At 40.2% G+C, this 18376-nt stretch carries 18 protein-coding genes; 10 read left to right on the top strand and 8 right to left on the bottom strand.

The window, feature by feature from the left end; genetic code table 11:
- Positions 1-524: 524 nt before the first annotated feature.
- Positions 525-1187, top strand: coding sequence for a Crp/Fnr family transcriptional regulator (locus TY49_RS10535; protein ID WP_041965885.1), 663 nt, complete (start codon positions 525-527; stop codon positions 1185-1187).
- Positions 1188-1642: 455 nt separating this feature from the next.
- Here TY49_RS10535 and TY49_RS10530 read toward each other — a convergent pair whose 3' ends face one another.
- The gene (locus TY49_RS10530; protein ID WP_369389794.1) at positions 1643-2290 is read right to left on the bottom strand and encodes an LrgB family protein; all 648 of its coding nucleotides are present in this window, start codon (positions 2288-2290) and stop codon (positions 1643-1645) included.
- Between the two features lie 13 nt (positions 2291-2303).
- Entirely contained in the window at positions 2304-2702 is a 399-nt protein-coding gene (locus TY49_RS10525) for a CidA/LrgA family protein (protein ID WP_041965873.1), read from the bottom strand.
- A gap of 192 nt (positions 2703-2894) precedes the next feature.
- On the opposite strand from TY49_RS10525, the gene TY49_RS10520 reads away from it, so the two are divergent.
- Positions 2895-3494: an SCO family protein gene (locus TY49_RS10520; protein ID WP_041965872.1), complete on the top strand. Its 600-nt coding sequence runs from the start codon at positions 2895-2897 to the stop codon at positions 3492-3494.
- Between the two features lie 131 nt (positions 3495-3625).
- Here TY49_RS10520 and TY49_RS24965 read toward each other — a convergent pair whose 3' ends face one another.
- Positions 3626-3763, bottom strand: a complete 138-nt coding sequence (locus tag TY49_RS24965) for a hypothetical protein (protein WP_023627787.1) — start codon at positions 3761-3763, stop codon at positions 3626-3628.
- A gap of 529 nt (positions 3764-4292) precedes the next feature.
- Here TY49_RS24965 and TY49_RS10515 point away from each other — a divergent pair.
- Positions 4293-5912, top strand: a complete 1620-nt coding sequence (locus TY49_RS10515) for an ABC-F family ATP-binding cassette domain-containing protein (RefSeq protein ID WP_041965871.1) — start codon at positions 4293-4295, stop codon at positions 5910-5912.
- 56 nt (positions 5913-5968) lie between these two features.
- On the opposite strand, the gene TY49_RS24240 is transcribed toward TY49_RS10515, so the two are convergent.
- The gene (locus TY49_RS24240; RefSeq protein ID WP_084135449.1) at positions 5969-6103 is read right to left on the bottom strand and encodes a YuzL family protein; all 135 of its coding nucleotides are present in this window, start codon (positions 6101-6103) and stop codon (positions 5969-5971) included.
- A gap of 104 nt (positions 6104-6207) precedes the next feature.
- On the opposite strand from TY49_RS24240, the gene TY49_RS10510 reads away from it, so the two are divergent.
- The 3 genes from TY49_RS10510 (at position 6208) to modB (ending at position 8077) form a co-directional block, all read left to right on the top strand.
- Positions 6208-6459, top strand: coding sequence for a YkuS family protein (locus TY49_RS10510; protein ID WP_041965870.1), 252 nt, complete (start codon positions 6208-6210; stop codon positions 6457-6459).
- Between the two features lie 182 nt (positions 6460-6641).
- Entirely contained in the window at positions 6642-7415 is a 774-nt protein-coding gene (modA, locus tag TY49_RS10505) for a molybdate ABC transporter substrate-binding protein (RefSeq protein WP_232310434.1), read from the top strand.
- A 5-nt stretch (positions 7416-7420) separates the two neighbouring features.
- Positions 7421-8077 carry a molybdate ABC transporter permease subunit gene (gene modB / locus TY49_RS10500; protein ID WP_041965869.1) on the top strand — a complete coding sequence of 219 codons (657 nt, stop codon included), beginning with the start codon at positions 7421-7423 and terminating at the stop codon, positions 8075-8077.
- Between the two features lie 180 nt (positions 8078-8257).
- Here modB and TY49_RS10495 read toward each other — a convergent pair whose 3' ends face one another.
- The 4 genes from TY49_RS10495 to TY49_RS10480 all read right to left on the bottom strand — a co-directional run bounded on the left by TY49_RS10495 (position 8258) and on the right by TY49_RS10480 (position 13303).
- Positions 8258-8911 (bottom strand): DUF4352 domain-containing protein, encoded by a 654-nt coding sequence (locus TY49_RS10495; protein WP_041965884.1) that lies wholly within the window; start codon positions 8909-8911, stop codon positions 8258-8260.
- A gap of 65 nt (positions 8912-8976) precedes the next feature.
- Positions 8977-10365, bottom strand: a complete 1389-nt coding sequence (locus tag TY49_RS10490; RefSeq protein WP_041965868.1) for an alkaline phosphatase — start codon at positions 10363-10365, stop codon at positions 8977-8979.
- A 136-nt stretch (positions 10366-10501) separates the two neighbouring features.
- The gene (locus TY49_RS10485) at positions 10502-11668 is read right to left on the bottom strand and encodes a D-alanyl-D-alanine carboxypeptidase family protein (RefSeq protein ID WP_041965867.1); all 1167 of its coding nucleotides are present in this window, start codon (positions 11666-11668) and stop codon (positions 10502-10504) included.
- A 441-nt stretch (positions 11669-12109) separates the two neighbouring features.
- On the bottom strand, positions 12110-13303 hold the full coding sequence (locus tag TY49_RS10480) for a DHH family phosphoesterase (protein WP_041965866.1): 1194 nt from the start codon (positions 13301-13303) through the stop codon (positions 12110-12112).
- Between the two features lie 138 nt (positions 13304-13441).
- On the opposite strand from TY49_RS10480, the gene TY49_RS10475 reads away from it, so the two are divergent.
- The 4 genes from TY49_RS10475 (at position 13442) to TY49_RS10460 (ending at position 18266) form a co-directional block, all read left to right on the top strand.
- A complete protein-coding gene (locus tag TY49_RS10475) occupies positions 13442-13891 on the top strand; it encodes a cupredoxin domain-containing protein (RefSeq protein WP_041965865.1) in 450 nt (149 codons plus the stop codon).
- Between the two features lie 507 nt (positions 13892-14398).
- On the top strand, positions 14399-16624 hold the full coding sequence (gene pflB, locus TY49_RS10470) for a formate C-acetyltransferase (protein ID WP_041965864.1): 2226 nt from the start codon (positions 14399-14401) through the stop codon (positions 16622-16624).
- A 76-nt stretch (positions 16625-16700) separates the two neighbouring features.
- Positions 16701-17441, top strand: a complete 741-nt coding sequence (pflA, locus tag TY49_RS10465) for a pyruvate formate-lyase-activating protein (protein ID WP_041965883.1) — start codon at positions 16701-16703, stop codon at positions 17439-17441.
- Positions 17442-17531: 90 nt separating this feature from the next.
- Positions 17532-18266, top strand: a complete 735-nt coding sequence (locus TY49_RS10460) for an urease accessory protein UreH domain-containing protein (RefSeq protein ID WP_041965863.1) — start codon at positions 17532-17534, stop codon at positions 18264-18266.
- The last annotated feature ends 110 nt before the right edge of the window (positions 18267-18376 follow it).

Genomic DNA, 18376 nt, shown 5'->3' with positions numbered 1-18376 from the left:
ACTAGCTTTATTTTTTGTTAATACAAAAAAGCCGCAATGGAACTAGTCCACAGCGGCTTCTTAAAATACCTTGCAGTAATCTCTGCAGGCATTCCTCTCCAAAAGCAAAAGCTGTGTACAAGTACACAGCTTTTGCTCATGGATATCGAGCATGCTTTACTATGTTCATTGTTCTTAACATTCAATCCAGCGCATAATTAAATAAACCTATAACAGGTTTAAGGAAAAACCGGATTGACCGTATTAAATTAACGGTTTAGTTAAGAACGACACCTAACATAAAACATACTCCCTAATATAAAAAATATCTTCTACAATAGATTACCTCCTCTACACCAATATAGTCAACCACAATTATCCAATTAAAAGAAAAATGTAGAAAATCCACACGTGTGAAAAAGAATGTTCACATTTTCTCTATTGACCTCTTGTTTATATTTCATTTTAAATTAGGTTAAACAACGGACGGAAAAGGTGGAGATATTGTGGCCGGCCAAGAAAAACAAAATAATTTAACTTATGAGATGAGCGAATTAATAAAAGCCTCAGAAAAAATCATTAAATTTAAAAAAGGTACTTTTTTATTCCGCGAAGGGCAGGAAGCAAAAGAAATGTTTATTATTCTGTCCGGCAAAGTACAGATCTCAAAAATGAATGCGGAAGGGAAAGAACTGTATTTAAGATTATGTAATAAAAACGATATTGTAGGCGAGCTAACCCTCTTTACTGTGGGTCCTCGATATTTATTCAATGCAAGAGTAGTTGAAGATGGTGAGGCAGCAGCGGTTAATATTGAGAACCTTGAACAAACGTTGTTCAACAACAGCCAGCTTGCATACCAATTCCTAAAATGGATGAATGACCATATCCGAAAAACAATCACTAAATTCCGCGATCTTGTCCTGCACGGCAAAAAAGGAGCCTTGTATTCTACCCTTATCAGGCTGAGCAATAGTTACGGCATTCAAAAGGACGATGGCATCCACATCAACGTACCGATCACGAACCAGGATTTAGCAAATTATTGCGGAACTGCCAGGGAAAGCGTCAGCCGCATGCTTGGGGAATTACGCGATGAAGGGATCATCTCCATACACAAAAAAAGAATTATCATTCATAACGAGGACTACTTAAAACAACAAATTGACTGTGAAAATTGTCCGATAGAATACTGCAATATTGATTGATTACGGAAAAAGAAAGCCGCTTAATCTTCTGTTTCAAGCAAAGATATATTTTATTTCTAATGAAATCCACATGCAGTCTTTTCACTTCCCATAAGGATACCTTTACTGGCGAAAGATACCCTTATGCAGCCCATTTATTCCTTATAAGGGTACCTTTAGGGGCAAGTGATACCCTTATGCAGCCCGTTCACTCCTCATAAGAGTACCTTTAGGGGCAAATGATACCCTTATGCAGCCCATTCACTCCTCATAAGGGTACCTTTAGGGGCAAATGATACCCTTATGCAGCCCTTTCACTCCTCATAAGGGTACCTTTAGGAGCAAATGATACCCTTATGCAGCCCTTTCACCCCTCATAAGGGTACTTACCACATTAATGGCACAAACTTCGTTTTAATCAGCTTCCTGCTACCAAAAAAAGGAGGCCCCTAAGGTCTCCTTTTTCATATGCTTCCTTATAAAAATACTGGGAGAATTATGGGCAGGAACAACGAAGTTATTATAGCGGCCATACCCATTGCTGCTCCTGAAACTGCGCCCTGCAACTCTCCTTCCCTGGCTGCTTCTGCTGTACCAATTCCGTGAGCAATGGTGCCGATGGCCAAACCTCTCGAAAAAGGGTCGTCAATTTTCATGGTGTTCATAAGAAATGGGCCAATCATCGCCCCGAGCATGCCGGTGATCATGACGAATGCTGCAACCAGAATCGAGTCTGCCCCGATGATCCTAGCAACCTCCGAAGCTACAGGTATTGTGATAGACTTGATCGTCAAAGAAACTAAGATCAAATCTGATAAGTTAAGCAAATACGCTATGAACACAGCTGAGATAATGGTCGAGACTATCCCTGCTATAAGACCGAATAATGCAGGAACCGCGTAGGCTGAAATGATCTTTCTTTGGCGATACAACGGTACTGCTAAAGCCACAGTAGCCGGCCCCAAAAAATAGGTCATTATCTCACTTGCTGGTTCATATTTCTTATAAGGTATATTCAGGAACAGCAACACAGCAATCACAATCACTGTACTTAAAAATACCGGAGATGTTAGCGGAGATGGATATTTACCTGCAGCCCTCCTGGCAAAAAGGTAAGCAAGCAAGGTTATAATAATGCTAAAGATCGTGAGCAGAGTTTCCAGTTTCCTTTCCCTCCTTACGCTTTACCAGCATATGTGACGTGCCACCCGCAAACACCATGCCTATTATTGCGCTCAAAACTAAAATAACCGCAAGTTGTATGCCATTTTCTGCAATAAGTCCCCCGAGAGTCATCAAACCAACTGAAATCGGTACAAAAAAGAACGATAGATGCCTGACGAGAAAATCAGCTGCGCCTTCAAACCATTCAAGCCGGACTACCCTCGTCCATAACAGCACGAAAAGTAGGATCATTCCCAAAACATTACCCGGAATACGCAACTCGAACAGTTCTACAATATAAAAGCCGGCTTTGTTAATCAGGATCAACCCTGTGATTTGCAATAAGTATTTTATGATTTTATCAGCTTTCAAAGCTTAATTCCCCTTTATATTTCCCTAGACGTTGAAATTGTTTTACAATTCATTATAAATCTCATTTGTTATATTGCAAGAATATTCACTTATCTTTTTTTTCTTGGAAGCTGTATGTTAAACATAGTTCACACAATGTCCATATGATTTTCCTCATATTTCTTATATCTTTATAAGGGGGAGGATTGTGTTATGAAAAAAATCTATCTTATCAGCTCACTTATTGTATTAATAGGAATTACATCGGGAATCTCATTTTTTCTAATCCGTGATGCGAATGCACAAATTCCAGAGGACATCACGCTTGTCACCATGGATGAAGAAAATTATACTTTTGGTGAAGAAACAGAGACTATCAAGCTTGTAGAATTCATTTATACTCATTGTCCTGATATCTGTCCAACGACAACACAAAAAATGAACCTACTTCGCAAAGACTTAATCCAAGAAGGTGTTTACGGTAAGGACGTACAATTCGTCACTATTACAATTGATCCGTACCGGGATACGCCTGAAGTTTTGAGGAAATATATGGACAATTTCGGACTCGAAAACGACGGAAATTGGATCTTCTTGACGGGTGACCCAGCAGACACATTGGTAGAACAAAAGAAAATCAAACAGGTTGCCGATACATTCCAATTCCAGTACCGTGATCCAGGAAATGGCTTTTACGTCCACAGTACATTTACTTACCTGATTGATGAGAATAATAAATTCATAAAAAAATTCCCGATGGGGGAAGATTTTAATAAAGATGAAGTGTTCGAAGAAATAATGGACGAAATCTAAGCATACAAAAAAAGCGGTCGTTTGCACCGCTTTTTTGTATGCTGTTTACTTTGCTGATTTAGCTTTTCATTATGACTCCTAAGATGAGATTCATGAAGGGTTCTGCATCAAGGGGAGAGCCTGTCTATCTCTTAATGTGAATTCACTGTGGTGGGATGTTTCTCTGTTTTTTGCAGGGAGAAAAATTCTGATTTTGGCTTAGTGAAGCTGACTTTTATCCCTGATTCCTTTAGGCGGTTAACAAAATCAACCAGCTGCTTTTTAGCCATTTTCAAAAACTCCTTTTATCCATCTTTGTCTATTATTATTTTACATGAAAAATATGAAAAATGTGTGAAAATGAGCAAAAAAATTGACATCAGCTAGCAAAAAAAATTCACAAATTTCCCAATAGACACTCTGTGAATGTTGTGATAAATAATATAAAAACTCTCCCGCTTACTTACTACTCTCGCCTTTTCCCAATTTGACTCCATTAAAAACACCATTCCACAAAAAAATCGTATTCATTCACTCTAATACCTGCCCTCATCTTTATAATGGGCTGTTTTCGTAAAGATTGTTGTTAAAATCCTAAGACCGATTTTAACGTGATATACACATTTTGCAGGTAGGTATTAAGTTTGCATGCTCTTTTCCCAAAAGAAACGTCATCTTTACGAAGAAGACAGGTAATTCAATCCAATTCTGTAATCAATAGTAACAAAGTTTGAGAAAAGAGCCTTAAAAAGAATTCGCTCATAGCATTCAAACATGTTATAATCTTTGGGATATATATTAATGGAGGCTACTAAATAAATGATTACAGTTCAAAATGTCGGCTTGAGATATGGTGACCGCAAGCTTTTTGAAGATGTTAATATTAAGTTCACACCTGGAAATTGCTATGGCCTGATCGGTGCTAACGGTGCAGGAAAATCCACTTTCCTTAAAATCTTGTCAGGAGAAATTGAAGCGCAAACAGGAAATGTTTCAATGACACCTGGTGAGCGTATGGCTGTTTTGAAGCAGAACCACTTCGAATATGAAGATGTCGAAGTGTTGAAAGTCGTCATAATGGGACATGCCCGTTTATATGAAGTCATGCAGGAAAAAGATGCGATTTACATGAAGGCAGATTTCACTGATGAAGATGGCATGAAGGCTGCAGAACTTGAGGGCGAATTTGCTGAGCTTAATGGCTGGGAAGCAGAATCCGAAGCAGCGATTCTTCTTAAGGGCCTTGGAATTGGCGAGGAGCTTCATGATAAAAAAATGGCTGATATTGGAGGCGGCGAAAAAGTAAAAGTACTTCTTGCCCAAGCTTTATTTGGTAAGCCTGAAGTGCTTCTGCTTGATGAACCTACCAACCACCTTGATATTGCTGCGATTCAATGGTTAGAGGAATTCTTGATCAATTTCGAGAACACAGTTATTGTTGTATCCCACGACCGTCACTTCCTGAATAAAGTTTGTACTCATATTGCCGACCTGGATTTCGGTAAAATTCAGCTTTATGTCGGCAACTATGATTTCTGGTATGAATCCAGTCAACTGGCATTAAGAATGCAGTCGGATACGAACCGTAAAAAAGAAGAGAAAATCAAGGAATTGCAAGCGTTCATCGCGCGTTTCAGTGCAAACGCATCTAAATCAAAGCAAGCTACTTCACGTAAAAAATTGCTTGATAAGATCTCTCTCGATGATATCAAACCATCATCGCGTAAATATCCATACGTTGGATTTACTCCCGACCGTGAAATCGGCAATGACTTATTAAGAGTTGACGGGATTACTAAGACAATTGACGGTGTTAAGGTTTTGGACAATATAAGTTTCATCATGAATAAGGATGACAAGATCGCGCTAGTTGGGAAAAATGAAATTGCGATAACGACTTTGTTCAAAATCCTAACCGGTGAAATGGAGCCGGATAGCGGGACTTTCAAATGGGGCGTAACGACATCCCAGGCATACTTCCCTAAAGACAACTCTGAGTTCTTTGAAGGAAGTGACCTTACCCTGGTTGACTGGCTTCGCCAATTCTCACCAAAGGATGACAGCGAGAGCTTCCTACGTGGGTTCCTTGGACGTATGCTTTTCTCTGGTGAAGACGTACTGAAAAAAGCAAGCGTACTTTCCGGAGGCGAAAAAGTCCGCTGCATGCTTTCAAAGATGATGCTATCTGGAGCAAACGTCCTTCTTTTGGATGAACCAACGAACCACCTGGACCTTGAATCTATCACTGCATTGAATAATGGTATGATAAATTTTAAAGGTTCCATGATTTTCTCGTCTCATGACCACCAATTCGTCCAGACTGTGGCGAACAGGATCATGGAGATCACTCCATCGGGGTTGATTGATAAGCAAATGACTTATGACGAATACCTTGAAAATGAAGAGCTTCAAAAGCAAATTGCTGAAATGTATGCATAATCGCCAAAACCCTCGGACATCATCCGAGGGTTTTGATTTTTGCTTCTTAAAAATGCCTAACCTCTTTTTTGCTTTTTCCGCGAAGAAGAGGCGGTCCTGCTTCCGGTTTCGCTAGTTGTAGTCCCCTGCCCTTCTACTTGTGATGAATTCAACCCAATATTCGAAGGATCTTTTTTCCTTATATTACTCATGTCTGCACCTCCCATTGATCATTAGTATGCCCTTCTATTGTCTGGTGATTGGTATATTTTATACCTGCGCCGGACAACTTAAATGAAGTGAGGAGGTGTTATTGATGGCAAGAGTTGGTGTAGAACAATCACTTACTAATATTTCGGAAGCTTTGCGTGAAAGAGGCCATGACGTCGTTGAATTGCGCTCTGAAGCAGATGTACAAGGCTGTGATTGCTGCGTGGTTTCTGGTATTGATTCGAACGTAATGGGTATGCAGGATGCCTCGATCCAGGGATCAGTCATTGAAGCAAATGGCCTTTCCGCTGACGAGGTTTGCAGCCAGATTGATCAAAAAACTGGAAAGAATCAATAGTATTTACGAAACTGCCACCTGGCAGTTTTTTATTTTAAATCTTCCTTAATCCCCAATATTCCAAATCAATGATAATTTCACCAACTTGTGATATTTTTTGTATGTAGCATCCTTTTTAATTCGATATAATCAGTTATATCTATTGTAAATGTTTAAAAAGGTCTTTTGAAAGGATGTCTTGATTGAGAATAATACATATTGTTTTATTCGCAGCCCTACTACTCTTCATTACGGGCTGTGCGGATGACAGTGATTCAAACACAACTGAACTTACCATCTCTGCAGCAGCAAGCCTTCGTGATGTAATGGAAGAAGCTGGGCAACAATATATGAAACAAAATCCAGGAATTAAAATTGTCTACAATTTTGGCGGCTCCGGTTCCCTGCAGCAGCAAATATCCCAGGGTGCCCCCGTAGACATGTTTATTTCCGCGGCTGAGGATAAATTCGAATACTTACATTCCAAAAAGCTTATAGATGAACAACACAGCGTTAGGCTTCTTAGGAACGAACTTGTGTTGATCACACAAAGAGATAACAAGAATATCGATTCAGCACAATCACTTACTAACGAAAATATTAAAAGAATCGCCCTAGGCACTCCCGAATCTGTTCCTGCAGGCATGTATGCGAAACAAGCATTGCTGTCATTGCAACTATGGGGAGATCTCGAGAAAAAAATCATTCCCACTAAAGACGTCCGCCAGGTTCTCTCCTATGTTGAAACAGGAAATGTTAATGCTGGCATTGTATATAAAACAGATGCACTCTTTTCCGATAAAGTAAAAATTGTCCCTTTGGATGGAAAAGACTTACACGACCCTATAGTTTATCCTGTTGGTGTCATTGCGGGAACTGAGCACTCTGAAGAGACTATCGACTTCTTCAATTTCCTAAAAGGACCAGAAGCAATGAGGATTTTCAAAAAATATGGCTTTACAGCAGCATTGGAATGATTTTTATGAGCAGTGAGTTCTGGAGCCCGATTAAACTTTCCCTTGAGATTGCCTCAGTGTCGGTAGTATTTGTATTTTTATTCGGCATATTTGCTGCAAGGTTTATGGCAAGGAGGCAGTTCTTAGGTAAAACAGCTGTAGAAACGCTGTTAACATTGCCTTTAGTACTCCCTCCAACTGTAGTAGGATTTCTATTGATTGTCATCTTTGGCATAAATAGTCCCATTGGAAGGTTAATTGAAAATATTTTCGGCAGTCCCATTATCTTTAGCTGGTGGGCAGCTGTTATCGCTGCGTCAGTCGTGGCCTTTCCGTTGATGTATCAATCAGCCAAGACAGGGTTCTTATCGATTGATCCTGGCGCGGAGGAAGCGGCGAGGGTAGATGGAGCAAATGAGTGGAAAGTTTTCTTATATGTTACTCTCCCCCTGTCAGCGAAAACATTAATCACCGGGCTTATTTTAAGCTTTGCCAGAGCTCTTGGTGAATTTGGAGCAACCCTGATGTTTGCCGGCAACTTGCCTGGAAAAACCCAGACCGTCCCAACGGCAATCTATGTAGCACTTGAGTCTGGAAACATGCAATCAGCCTGGTTATGGGTAATTGCCATGGTTGGAATATCATTCCTTATGCTGCTTTCCACATCCTTATTAAAGCAATAAAAGGAGCATACCGATTACCCTGCCTTTTTGAACAGATTTATCCTGTGATTGGGAATTTCCCAAACAAATCGGATAGAAAAAAGCCATGGAGCCTCCATGGCTTTCTTGCATTCTATTAGACTCTAAAGTGGTGTACTCACTATGCTTTGTAAAGAGAAAAATACCGGTTATATTACCCTCTTACTCAAAGGTTACAACGAGGTTGACAGGTTCCTCTATTTTCTTTTTTTCCTTGTCAACGAGGTCCCCTGAGAGGATTTCCACTTTATCGAGGTTTTCGAGATCGTCCACGATAAACCCAAGGTTTCCTTGCTTTTTTTGTCCGCCTATAATTTCACCATGTAATTCTTCCAGGTAAAAATCATCTTCCCACGTTTTGTGAATTGAATCATTTATATTTACCATTGCCACCGGCCCAAAATGATAACTTTCTTTGGAGTTATTCTGTATTTCAACACCAATTTTAACAAAATCAAATTCTTCATCATGTGTATATGGATGGAAAAAATCGATCAGGCTGTAATCAGGAATAAAGTGCAACAACTTAATTTCTTTAACCTTATATTCAATACCATCGAGATTGAAAGTTTCATTGACTTCTTTAACCGCCTTAAGAGTTAATTCTCCTTTATCGTCAATTAAAGAATCCCCTGCTTTTTTCAGTTCCCTGTCATCTGTAACTTGCGGATTCGGTACATACAGACCTGAGTTTTTCTTTACTTGTTTCTCCTCAACAGTTTCAACAGGTTTCGTGTCCTCATTTGAATCAGCCTTTGCAAATGAACAGCCTGTCAGCATTGTAACAGCCAGCATTAATTGCAAATATTTTTTCACTTTAAAACCCCTTTTCAGTAAATCTCCCGCAGATCCAAGGTTCCGCGGGAGATTTTTCAAATTTATTACTTTCCTTTGCTATTTGCAAGGATATCAAAAATGTTTTTCGCATTGTCAATATTGTCGATCTGTCCGTAGAAGCGCTCTTTACCAGGACCGAATGCATATACAGGTACGTCTTCACCAGTGTGTCCGCCAGTTGTCCAGCCGGTGTGGGAACGTTTATCAAAAATCTGTTCAATAGCGTTGTCAATGTCTCTGGCTTTCTTTGATGGAGCAACGTCTTTAACTGATTGAAGCTCTTCTGCAGTCAGCTCGGGAAGTCCTACAGATTTAAAGTCAATATATTTTTTTAATGTATCTTCAGCATCAGCACCGTTAGCAATTTCTGCAGCCATGAAATCTGGAGTGCGTTTTGCAGCTTTGATCGGTGCTCCAAACCAGTTATAGATTCCATCGGCACCAATTGAATATCCCCCAGTTGAATGGTCAGCAGTGGCCACAACTAATGTGTGCTTGTCCTTCTTAGCAAATTCGATTGCTGCTTTGTATGCTTTCTCGAAATCTTCCATTTCGCTCATGGCAGCAACAATATCGTTGTCATGTCCAGCCCAGTCGACCTGGCTGCCTTCTACCATCAAGAAGAAACCATCCTTATCCTTGTTTAAACGTTCGATTGCAGTTTTAGTCATATCTTCTAGGGAAGGAGTTTCTTCATTGCGATCGATCATCTTGTCCATTCCACCTGGTGCAAAAAGGCCAAGTACCTTTTCGTTCTTGTTTTTTAACAGGTCCTGTTTGTTCGTTACATAGCTATACCCATCTTTCTGGAATTCCTCGGCCAGATTCCTGTCATTACGAACAAAGTTACTTACTCCCCCGCCAAGCATCACATCGATTTTATGCTCACCTTTAACCAGTTCATCATAATAATCGTCTGCAATAGCATTCATGTTTTTGCGGCTTTCATCATGCGCACCAAAAGAAGCTGGAGTGGCATGCGTAATTTCAGAAGTAGCAACAAGGCCAGTAGCTTTGCCGTTTTCCTTTGCAGCTTCCAAAACTGTCTTTACTTCTGACCCGTCATTATCCACTGCAATCGCATTATTATAAGTTTTGATTCCAGCTGACATCGCTGTTGCAGCTGAGGCAGAGTCAGTTACATTTTGTTCAGGGTCTTCCGGATAAGTCATCTGGCTGCCAACAAGGTATTTGTCAAATTCAGTCTTCTCAGCTTCTGTAGTTTCATGATTGTCCTTCAAATAGCGGTAAGCCGAAGTATAAGAAACTCCCATTCCATCACCGATTAAGAAAATAACATTCTTAATTTCTGTGCGGTTATGTTTTGCTTTATTTTTTGCTTCTGCGTCAAAGGTACCTGCTAAGCTGCCGAACGCTACAGTGGATAGAACAGCGATCGGGAGAATCTTCTTTTTAAAATTTGCCTTAATCATTACAAGACCTCCAGAAATATTATTTACTACGCCTTTTAATATACTGGGAAACTATTAATCTCTTATTAACACAATGTAAAAAAACATTGTGTTTATGTTAAGGCTCTTCACAAAAAATAAAATAGCAGGTGATCACTCACCTGCTTCGAATTCTTCTATTCTTTTTTTGTTTTCGGTTCAGCAGCCATGCAATAGCCCCCAAAACAAACAACGCTGCACCTAGTAAGGTATTCATTGACAGCATTCCGCTTTGCTCAGGCTGTTCTGTGGTTTTCTTCACTTCGGGCTTTTTCTCTATCAAAGGCTTCAGTTCAACAAAATGAATCGTTTCCCCGCTGCCGTTCTCTACTCTCAGTACGCCCGCGTCGTCTACCACTCTTTCACTCTGTCCGTTCGGCTCAGTCAGATACATATCATCTCCAGCCTTGAATTTCAGGTTGCCGCTATTGAATTTTTCACCTTTCCTGATTTGAACAGAATGAAAATTAGCAAAGCCGAAATCAAAGAGTTTTGAAGTATCTTCATAAATTTTACGTTTGTATTCTGATTTCAATAAAATGGCTGTCAACTTCAACTTCCCGTTATCAGCTGTGGTAGCAAGCGTCTGCTTCGATTGGTCCACAAAGCCTGTCTTTCCTCCCGTAACTCCTTCATAAGGAATTTCACCTTTTAACATACGATGATGGGAAAGAATCGTTGTATCCCAAGACTCCCCATCCCATTCCAATTCCTTAGTACCAAAGATTTCCCGGAAATCAGGATTGTTCATTGCATAGTTTACTATCATGCCTAGGTCCTTGGCTGTTGTATAATGATTTTCATCAAACAAGCCATGCGGATTGATGAAATGAGTATCCTCTATACCAATATTTTTCTCCAGGAACTTATTTATATTTTCAGAGTAACTTTCTAAAGAACCGTCCAGGTGAATGGCAATTGCCAACGCGGCATCATTTCCTGAGTTGATCAGCATTCCCTGAACCAACTTCTTTAAAGATACCTGTTCGCCAGGATTTAAATAAACCCTTGTACCATCAATATTCTCAATTTCCTCACTAACAATTACCTGCTCATCCAGGTCAGCTGTTTCAATAGCGTAAATGGCTGTTGCAATCTTTGTCAGGCTCGCAGGATACATCTTTGTTTCTTCATTTTTCCCGAATAGTATGGCACCCGATTGGGTGTCCATCAAAACAGCGGCCTCAGAAGTTAAGACAGGTGCATCTGCCTCTGCTTTAACCAATTCAGCAGAAGAATCCATACTTACAAATAACAACATAAACAGGGCCAAAAATTTCCTCATCAAACCACATCCAGTGTCCTATTCTCTCCAACCATTTTAACAGAATCTTGTCGAAAGATGTTTGGTGTTATAATTTTTTAATCAAACTGGAATAATCCGAAAAGTTTGTAAAGATTTAATAACCTAGCCAAACTTATAATTCATTAAAAAGTACTAGTGAAGTCCGTTGGAGGTTGAATAAGCGAGATTGTGGAGAACTGATGCGTATTGGTGATCGTGAAATCCAAGTTATTGAAAATCACGGTACCAATAATGCCTTTTGGCGACCTTAAAAGTCAGTTTTTTGATAATCAAGGCGCCAATGATGCCAATTGGTGAGAGGAAATATGTAATTTCAAGAAAACAGGTCACCAATAAAGAACATCGGTGACCTAAATGTAAATACCTTTTAAAACAATTGACTGGCATTGATAGCCTAGCTCTTCCACCAACAGGCTGTACTCAATTCCTCCCGTTAAATACGATATTTTCGAGATAGGAAATATATACGTCATCCCTTGCGAGTGCTGCTCCATATTCTCTTTTCACAAAGCGTTCGGCTGCTTCAAAACTATCAAAGGCGCCATGGCGCTCTTTACTTTCCTGCTGAACAAAATAACGGGTTCCATCCGTATAAATCAGATACAAGTCCCGGTCTCGATTCTCATACAGACATCCATTTTTCGATCCCTTTAGATTATAGGTATTTTTGAAAGCGTCCGGCTTGATTGGTTCAAGTGGGAATGCTTGTTCAATATAGCGGTTGTAAGCTTCCTTATTCATAGAGCATCCAGAAGCTTTGGCGTGTCCGCCCCCTCCAAATTCGCCAGCGACAGCAGAGACATCTACGTCATCATGAATTGTCCTGAAGCTTATTTTCTTTCCTCCCAAGTTTAAAATTGCTATATAGTCCAGATGTGGATACTCCTTGCCCAGCTCGTTCCCTAATTCCGAATGATAGGATTCTGCATGTACGACCCCGCCGTATAAACCATCGTTTTCAATTTGGATAATTTCGCGTTTTTTCCTCCTGATATATCGTTCGATCTTATCTTCTTCCATTTCGAGGAGCTTTTTTTCAAAATCATCATAATCAAAGTTATCCCCGGATTTGAGACGCGGTACTATCCGCTCTTCGAATTCTTCTATTGATACCATAAAAAATAAGTCATTTAAATTCTTAGCTTTATAATTCTTGAGGATGTCCCAGTCCCAGGTATCATATTGCCTGACAAGCTCAACAAACTCATCAAGAGATCCATTTCTAACAAGATGATTTCCCTGTATTAAATATTCATATACTAGTGACGCCGCGCTAGTCAGTGTCCCGGATTCATCGTCTACTTTCACTATACCCCAGCTATATTCATTGAAATTCAATGCTGTTTTATGGTGGTCTATCAGCTTTGCCTTTCCCCCATCTTTAACAAACTGATTGATTTTTTCAGTGACTTCATGGTTGACAGATAAATCTGTTATGTATAGATGGTCTTCCTTTTTCATCCGGTCATTCATTCGTTCGAAATATTTCTCCACCTGAAAATTAAGTCCAGAGACAGAATTATATCGGATATCTGCTTTGTCTCCGAATGCAAGCCTGAATAGAATTCCGCAGGCCACCCCATCCAAATCATTATGAGTAAATAAACGGTACATATTTTCCTCCTTGGCTTGTATCTAATCTATAGTTTGTTTTTGCCCAGATAATCTATACAAGAGAAAATCAAAAAATTAGACAAGTTCAGCCTGGGGACGAGCATAGATATTTATAGAGGATAGTGAGGAGGTGAAAAAATGCATTTCTTTGTGTTTAAAAGAAAAACATTATATTTTTTTGGCTTAATCGTTTTTATTGTCATCATTGGTTCTCTTTGGTTGAGCTTAAGGCCTGATGCCACTCCGGCAATAGGTGGACAAAATGAACAAATCCGCGAAATTCACATGGTGACAGGCGAGTTCAAATCTACCACGGATGATGGCAAGGAAATTGAAGCATACCGATGGGATCCAGGAACAATCTTTTTGGAAAAAGGAGAAAAGGTTCGTTTGAAGATACTGGGTGTCAACGGAAAAGAACATCCTTTCATCATTGAAGGAACGGATATAAAAGGCGTGGTGAAAAAAGGGGAAGAAACAGTCGTCCCTTTGCAGTTTGATAAAGAAGGAACCTACAGGCTGATTTGTCTGACCCATCCTTCAGCAGAACATAATGGGCCTATGATCGCCTATATCGTTGTTGATTAATCTATGCTCTTTTCTCAAACTTCGTTGCTATTGAATACAAAATTGGATTGAATTACGTATATTCCTTCCTTAAGTTGACGCTTCTTATGAGAAAAGAGCATGCAAACTTAATACCGACATGCAAAAAGGGTAAATATTACGTTAAAATCGGCTTTAGGATTTTAACAATCTTTACGAAAACTAAAAGGAGAACAGGATATTGCATCCTGTTTTTTCTTTTGGTTACACTTCTTAAATTGACACAAAACATACATAACACTATAAACACCGTACTAATTTTCCTGATAGAATTATATACATAAAGAAATTCTTATATAACAGCAACAGAAAAACTTCAAACAATTATAGAACAGTTTTAAAATCCAGAATCAAACATAAGCCTAAAATGCATATCAATGTTGTCTTGTTCATAATTTCACAAATATGTCACACTCAATCTGTTATATCCGTAGTATGATAAAAGTGTGGTAACTGTTATATAAACATCTACTTTAGAGGTGAATTTAAATGGAACAATGGAAAGGCTTTAAAAATGGTGCTTGGCAGGAAGATATCAATGTTAGGGACTTTATTCTAAAAAACTTCTCTGAATATACCGGTGATTCCAGCTTCCTTGAAGGTGCAACTGAGGAAACGCTTCAATTATGGCAGCAGGTTATGGAATTAACAAAGCAGGAACGTGACAATGGCGGTGTACTTGATATGGACACTAAAGTAGTATCCACCATTACATCCCATGGACCGGGCTATCTTGATCAGAACAAAGAAAAAGTTGTAGGCTTCCAGACCGATAAGCCATTTAAGCGTTCTATGCAGCCTTTTGGCGGCATTCGGATGGCAAAAGCAGCATGCGAGGCATATGGTTATGAATTGGATAAAGAAGTTGAAAAGATCTTTACTGACTTCCGTAAAACGCATAATCAGGGTGTATTCGATGTTTATACAAAAGAAATGCTCCAGGCCCGTAAAGCCGGAATCATCACTGGACTGCCAGATGCTTACGGACGCGGCCGCATCATTGGTGACTACCGCCGTGTAGCTCTTTATGGTGTAGACTTCCTGATGGAGCAAAAGAAGAAAGATCATGGAACGACAAGCAGTGTCATGACTGAAGACACAATGCGCCTTAGGGAAGAAATTTCTGAGCAATATCGTTCATTGAATGAATTGAAGCAGCTTGCCCAGAGCTATGGCTACGATATTTCCAAGCCAGCATCCAATGCAGTGGAAGCATTCCAATGGGTCTACTTTGCATACCTTGCAGCAATCAAAGAACAGAATGGAGCAGCAATGAGCCTTGGCCGTGTCGCAACATTCCTGGATATCTATATTGAAAGAGATCTGCAAAATGGAACACTTACTGAAAAAGAAGCACAGGAAATTGTCGACCATTTCGTCATGAAGCTTCGCCTGGTGAAATTTGCGCGTACTCCTGACTATAACGAGTTATTCAGTGGTGACCCAACTTGGGTAACTGAATCAATTGGCGGTATGGCACATAACGGGCAATCGCTTGTAACGAAGAACTCTTTCCGCTTCCTTCATACACTTGATAATCTCGGACCAGCTCCAGAGCCAAACCTGACAGTGTTATGGTCACCTGCCCTGCCTGAGAACTTCAAGAAGTATTGTGCTGAGATGTCAATCAAAACGAGCTCAATCCAATATGAAAATGACGATTTGATGCGCTGTGAATATGGCGATGACTACGGAATTGCCTGCTGTGTTTCCGCAATGGAAATCGGTAAGCAGATGCAGTTCTTTGGAGCACGCGCCAACCTGGCGAAAGCTTTGCTTTACGCAATCAACGGCGGTGTCGATGAAAAGCTTAAGATTCAAGTTGCTCCTGCTTTAAGCCCGATCACTTCCGATGTGCTCGACTATAAAGAAGTTATGGCTAAATTCGATACTGTAATGGAATGGCTTGCTGGCCTTTACATCAATACTCTTAATGTCATCCACTACATGCATGATAAATACAGCTACGAAAGAATTGAAATGGCGCTGCATGATACAGAAGTCCTTCGCACAATGGCAACTGGAATTGCAGGCTTAAGCGTAGTAGCGGATTCATTGAGTGCGATCAAGCATGCACAGGTAAAAGTAATCCGTGATGAAAACGGCATTGCAGTTGATTTTGAAACAGAAGGCGACTTCCCTAAATACGGAAACAACGATGACCGTGTTGACAGCATCGCAGTTGAACTTGTGAAAAACTTCATGACAAAGCTGCGCAAGCATCCGACATATCGCAATTCGGTTCATACAATGTCAATTTTAACAATTACTTCCAACGTCGTTTATGGTAAAAAGACAGGAAATACACCGGATGGAAGACGTGCTGGTGAACCATTCGCGCCAGGTGCTAACCCAATGCATGGCCGCGATACTAAAGGAACACTCGCTTCCCTGTCATCTGTTGCAAAGCTTCCATATAGCTATGCTTTGGACGGAATTTCAAACACATTCTCCATCGTACCAAAAGCACTTGGGAAAGATGAAAACAGCCGTACAAATAACCTAGTTTCCATCCTTGATGGCTATGCGATCAAAGACGGTCACCATTTAAACGTAAACGTGTTTAACCGGGAAACTCTGTTAAATGCGATGGAGCATCCGGAAGAATATCCGCAGCTGACAATTCGTGTATCTGGATATGCAGTAAACTTCATCAAGCTTACACGTGAACAGCAGATGGATGTAATCAACCGTACTTTCCATGAAACAATGTAATTAATACCAGTGCACCGAAACAGGAGTTGCCTTCCCTATGGCGGGAACTCCTGTTTTAATGAAAGGAGAAATCATCATGATCGGAAATATTCATTCTATAGAAACCTTTGGGACTGTAGACGGACCTGGGATACGCTATGTCATCTTCACACAGGGGTGCCTGCTGCGCTGCCAGTTTTGCCATAATGCAGACACCTGGGAGATCGGCACAGGCAAACAGATGTCTGTTTCCGAAATCATTGATGATCTGAAATCCTATCTCCCTTTTATTGAAGCATCTGGCGGCGGCATCACTGTAAGCGGCGGTGAGCCACTTTTACAGATTCCTTTTATTACTGAACTTTTCAAGGAGTGCAAAAAACTTGGAGTCCACACAACGATTGATTCTTCAGGTGGATGTTATTCTACCGCTCCCCTTTTTCAGCAGCAGCTGGCAGAGCTATTGACATACACTGACCTAATCCTATTAGATTTAAAACATATCAATAGGAAAAAACATATCAAACTGACAGGAATGGCAAATGATCACATATTGGATTTCGCCCGCTTTTTATCTGATCATCAAGTTCCAATTTGGATCCGCCATGTACTGGTCCCTGGAGTTACAAATGAAATCGAGGACCTTACCAAATTAGGCGAGTTTATCGGCACCCTGGATAATGTTCAAAAACTTGAAGTCTTGCCGTATCATAAGCTTGGCGTTTATAAATGGGAAGCATTAGGGCTCGAGTACCCTCTTAAAGATGTTGAACCTCCTTCAGACGATGAAGTGGAGAATGCATATAAACTATTGACAGCCCATATAGCAGTGAATTAACAGCAGGATACTCTCCTGCTGTTTTTCTCTGCATACATTTTGGATATATTTTTAGTATCATAGTGGTAATAGTTTTAGTGGAGGTACTTTATGTATCAACTGTTTACAGAAATCAGTAATTTTCTGAGCGGGCCATTTTTCACCCTTGTGAACCAGACTGAACAAATCCCATTATTGGCAAGCTTTCTGCTGGGTCTTGTCGGCGCTCTTGCTCCATGCCAGCTGACAGGCAATCTGGGTGCAATCACCTACTATGGCAATCGAAGTCTGCAAACGAAAAGCCAATGGATTGAGATTATGTTATTCATTCTGGGGAAAATACTGGTCTTTACACTGCTAGGCCTTGCAGTCTGGCTGGTCGGACAGAGCTTCCAGCAAATTTTGCCGGGCTTCTTTTCCTGGTTCCGCAAACTGATGGGACCTCTTTTCATTTTGATCGGCCTGTCACTCATTGGTCTCTTTGCATTTAATTGGATCAATCGCTTCACATCTGCTCTGCCAAAATGGACAGGAAGCGGAAAAACAGGATCGTTTTTAATGGGAGTAAGCTTTTCAGTCGCATTCTGTCCAACAATGTTCTCTTTATTTTTCTTTACTCTTATGCCGATTGTCCTGAGTACATCCTACGGAGCAGTCCTGCCTTCAGTTTTTGCCATTGGCACTTCCATTCCGTTGATTATCTTTGCGGCTATCATTTCCTACATCGGTCTGAACGGGTCATTGTTGAAAAAAAGTCGCAAGCTGGGTTCAGTGGTACAGAAATTAGCAGGATATACTTTAATTATCGTTGGAATTTTTGATACAGTCACTTACTGGGGATTGTAAATTTGTTTCACTGAAATTTGTCACAATAATGAGCTTTTCGACAGCTTTCACCTCTTATCCTGAAAAGCCGTCACAATAACGAGCTTTTTTTGACAGCTTTGGCCTCTTAT

The sequence above is a fragment of the Mesobacillus selenatarsenatis SF-1 genome, from assembly GCF_000813125.1.
GTDB classification, from domain to species: domain Bacteria; phylum Bacillota; class Bacilli; order Bacillales; family Cytobacillaceae; genus Mesobacillus; species Mesobacillus selenatarsenatis.
Note: the sequence above shows the minus strand (reverse complement) of the source record. Positions and strands in the feature narration are given on the sequence as shown.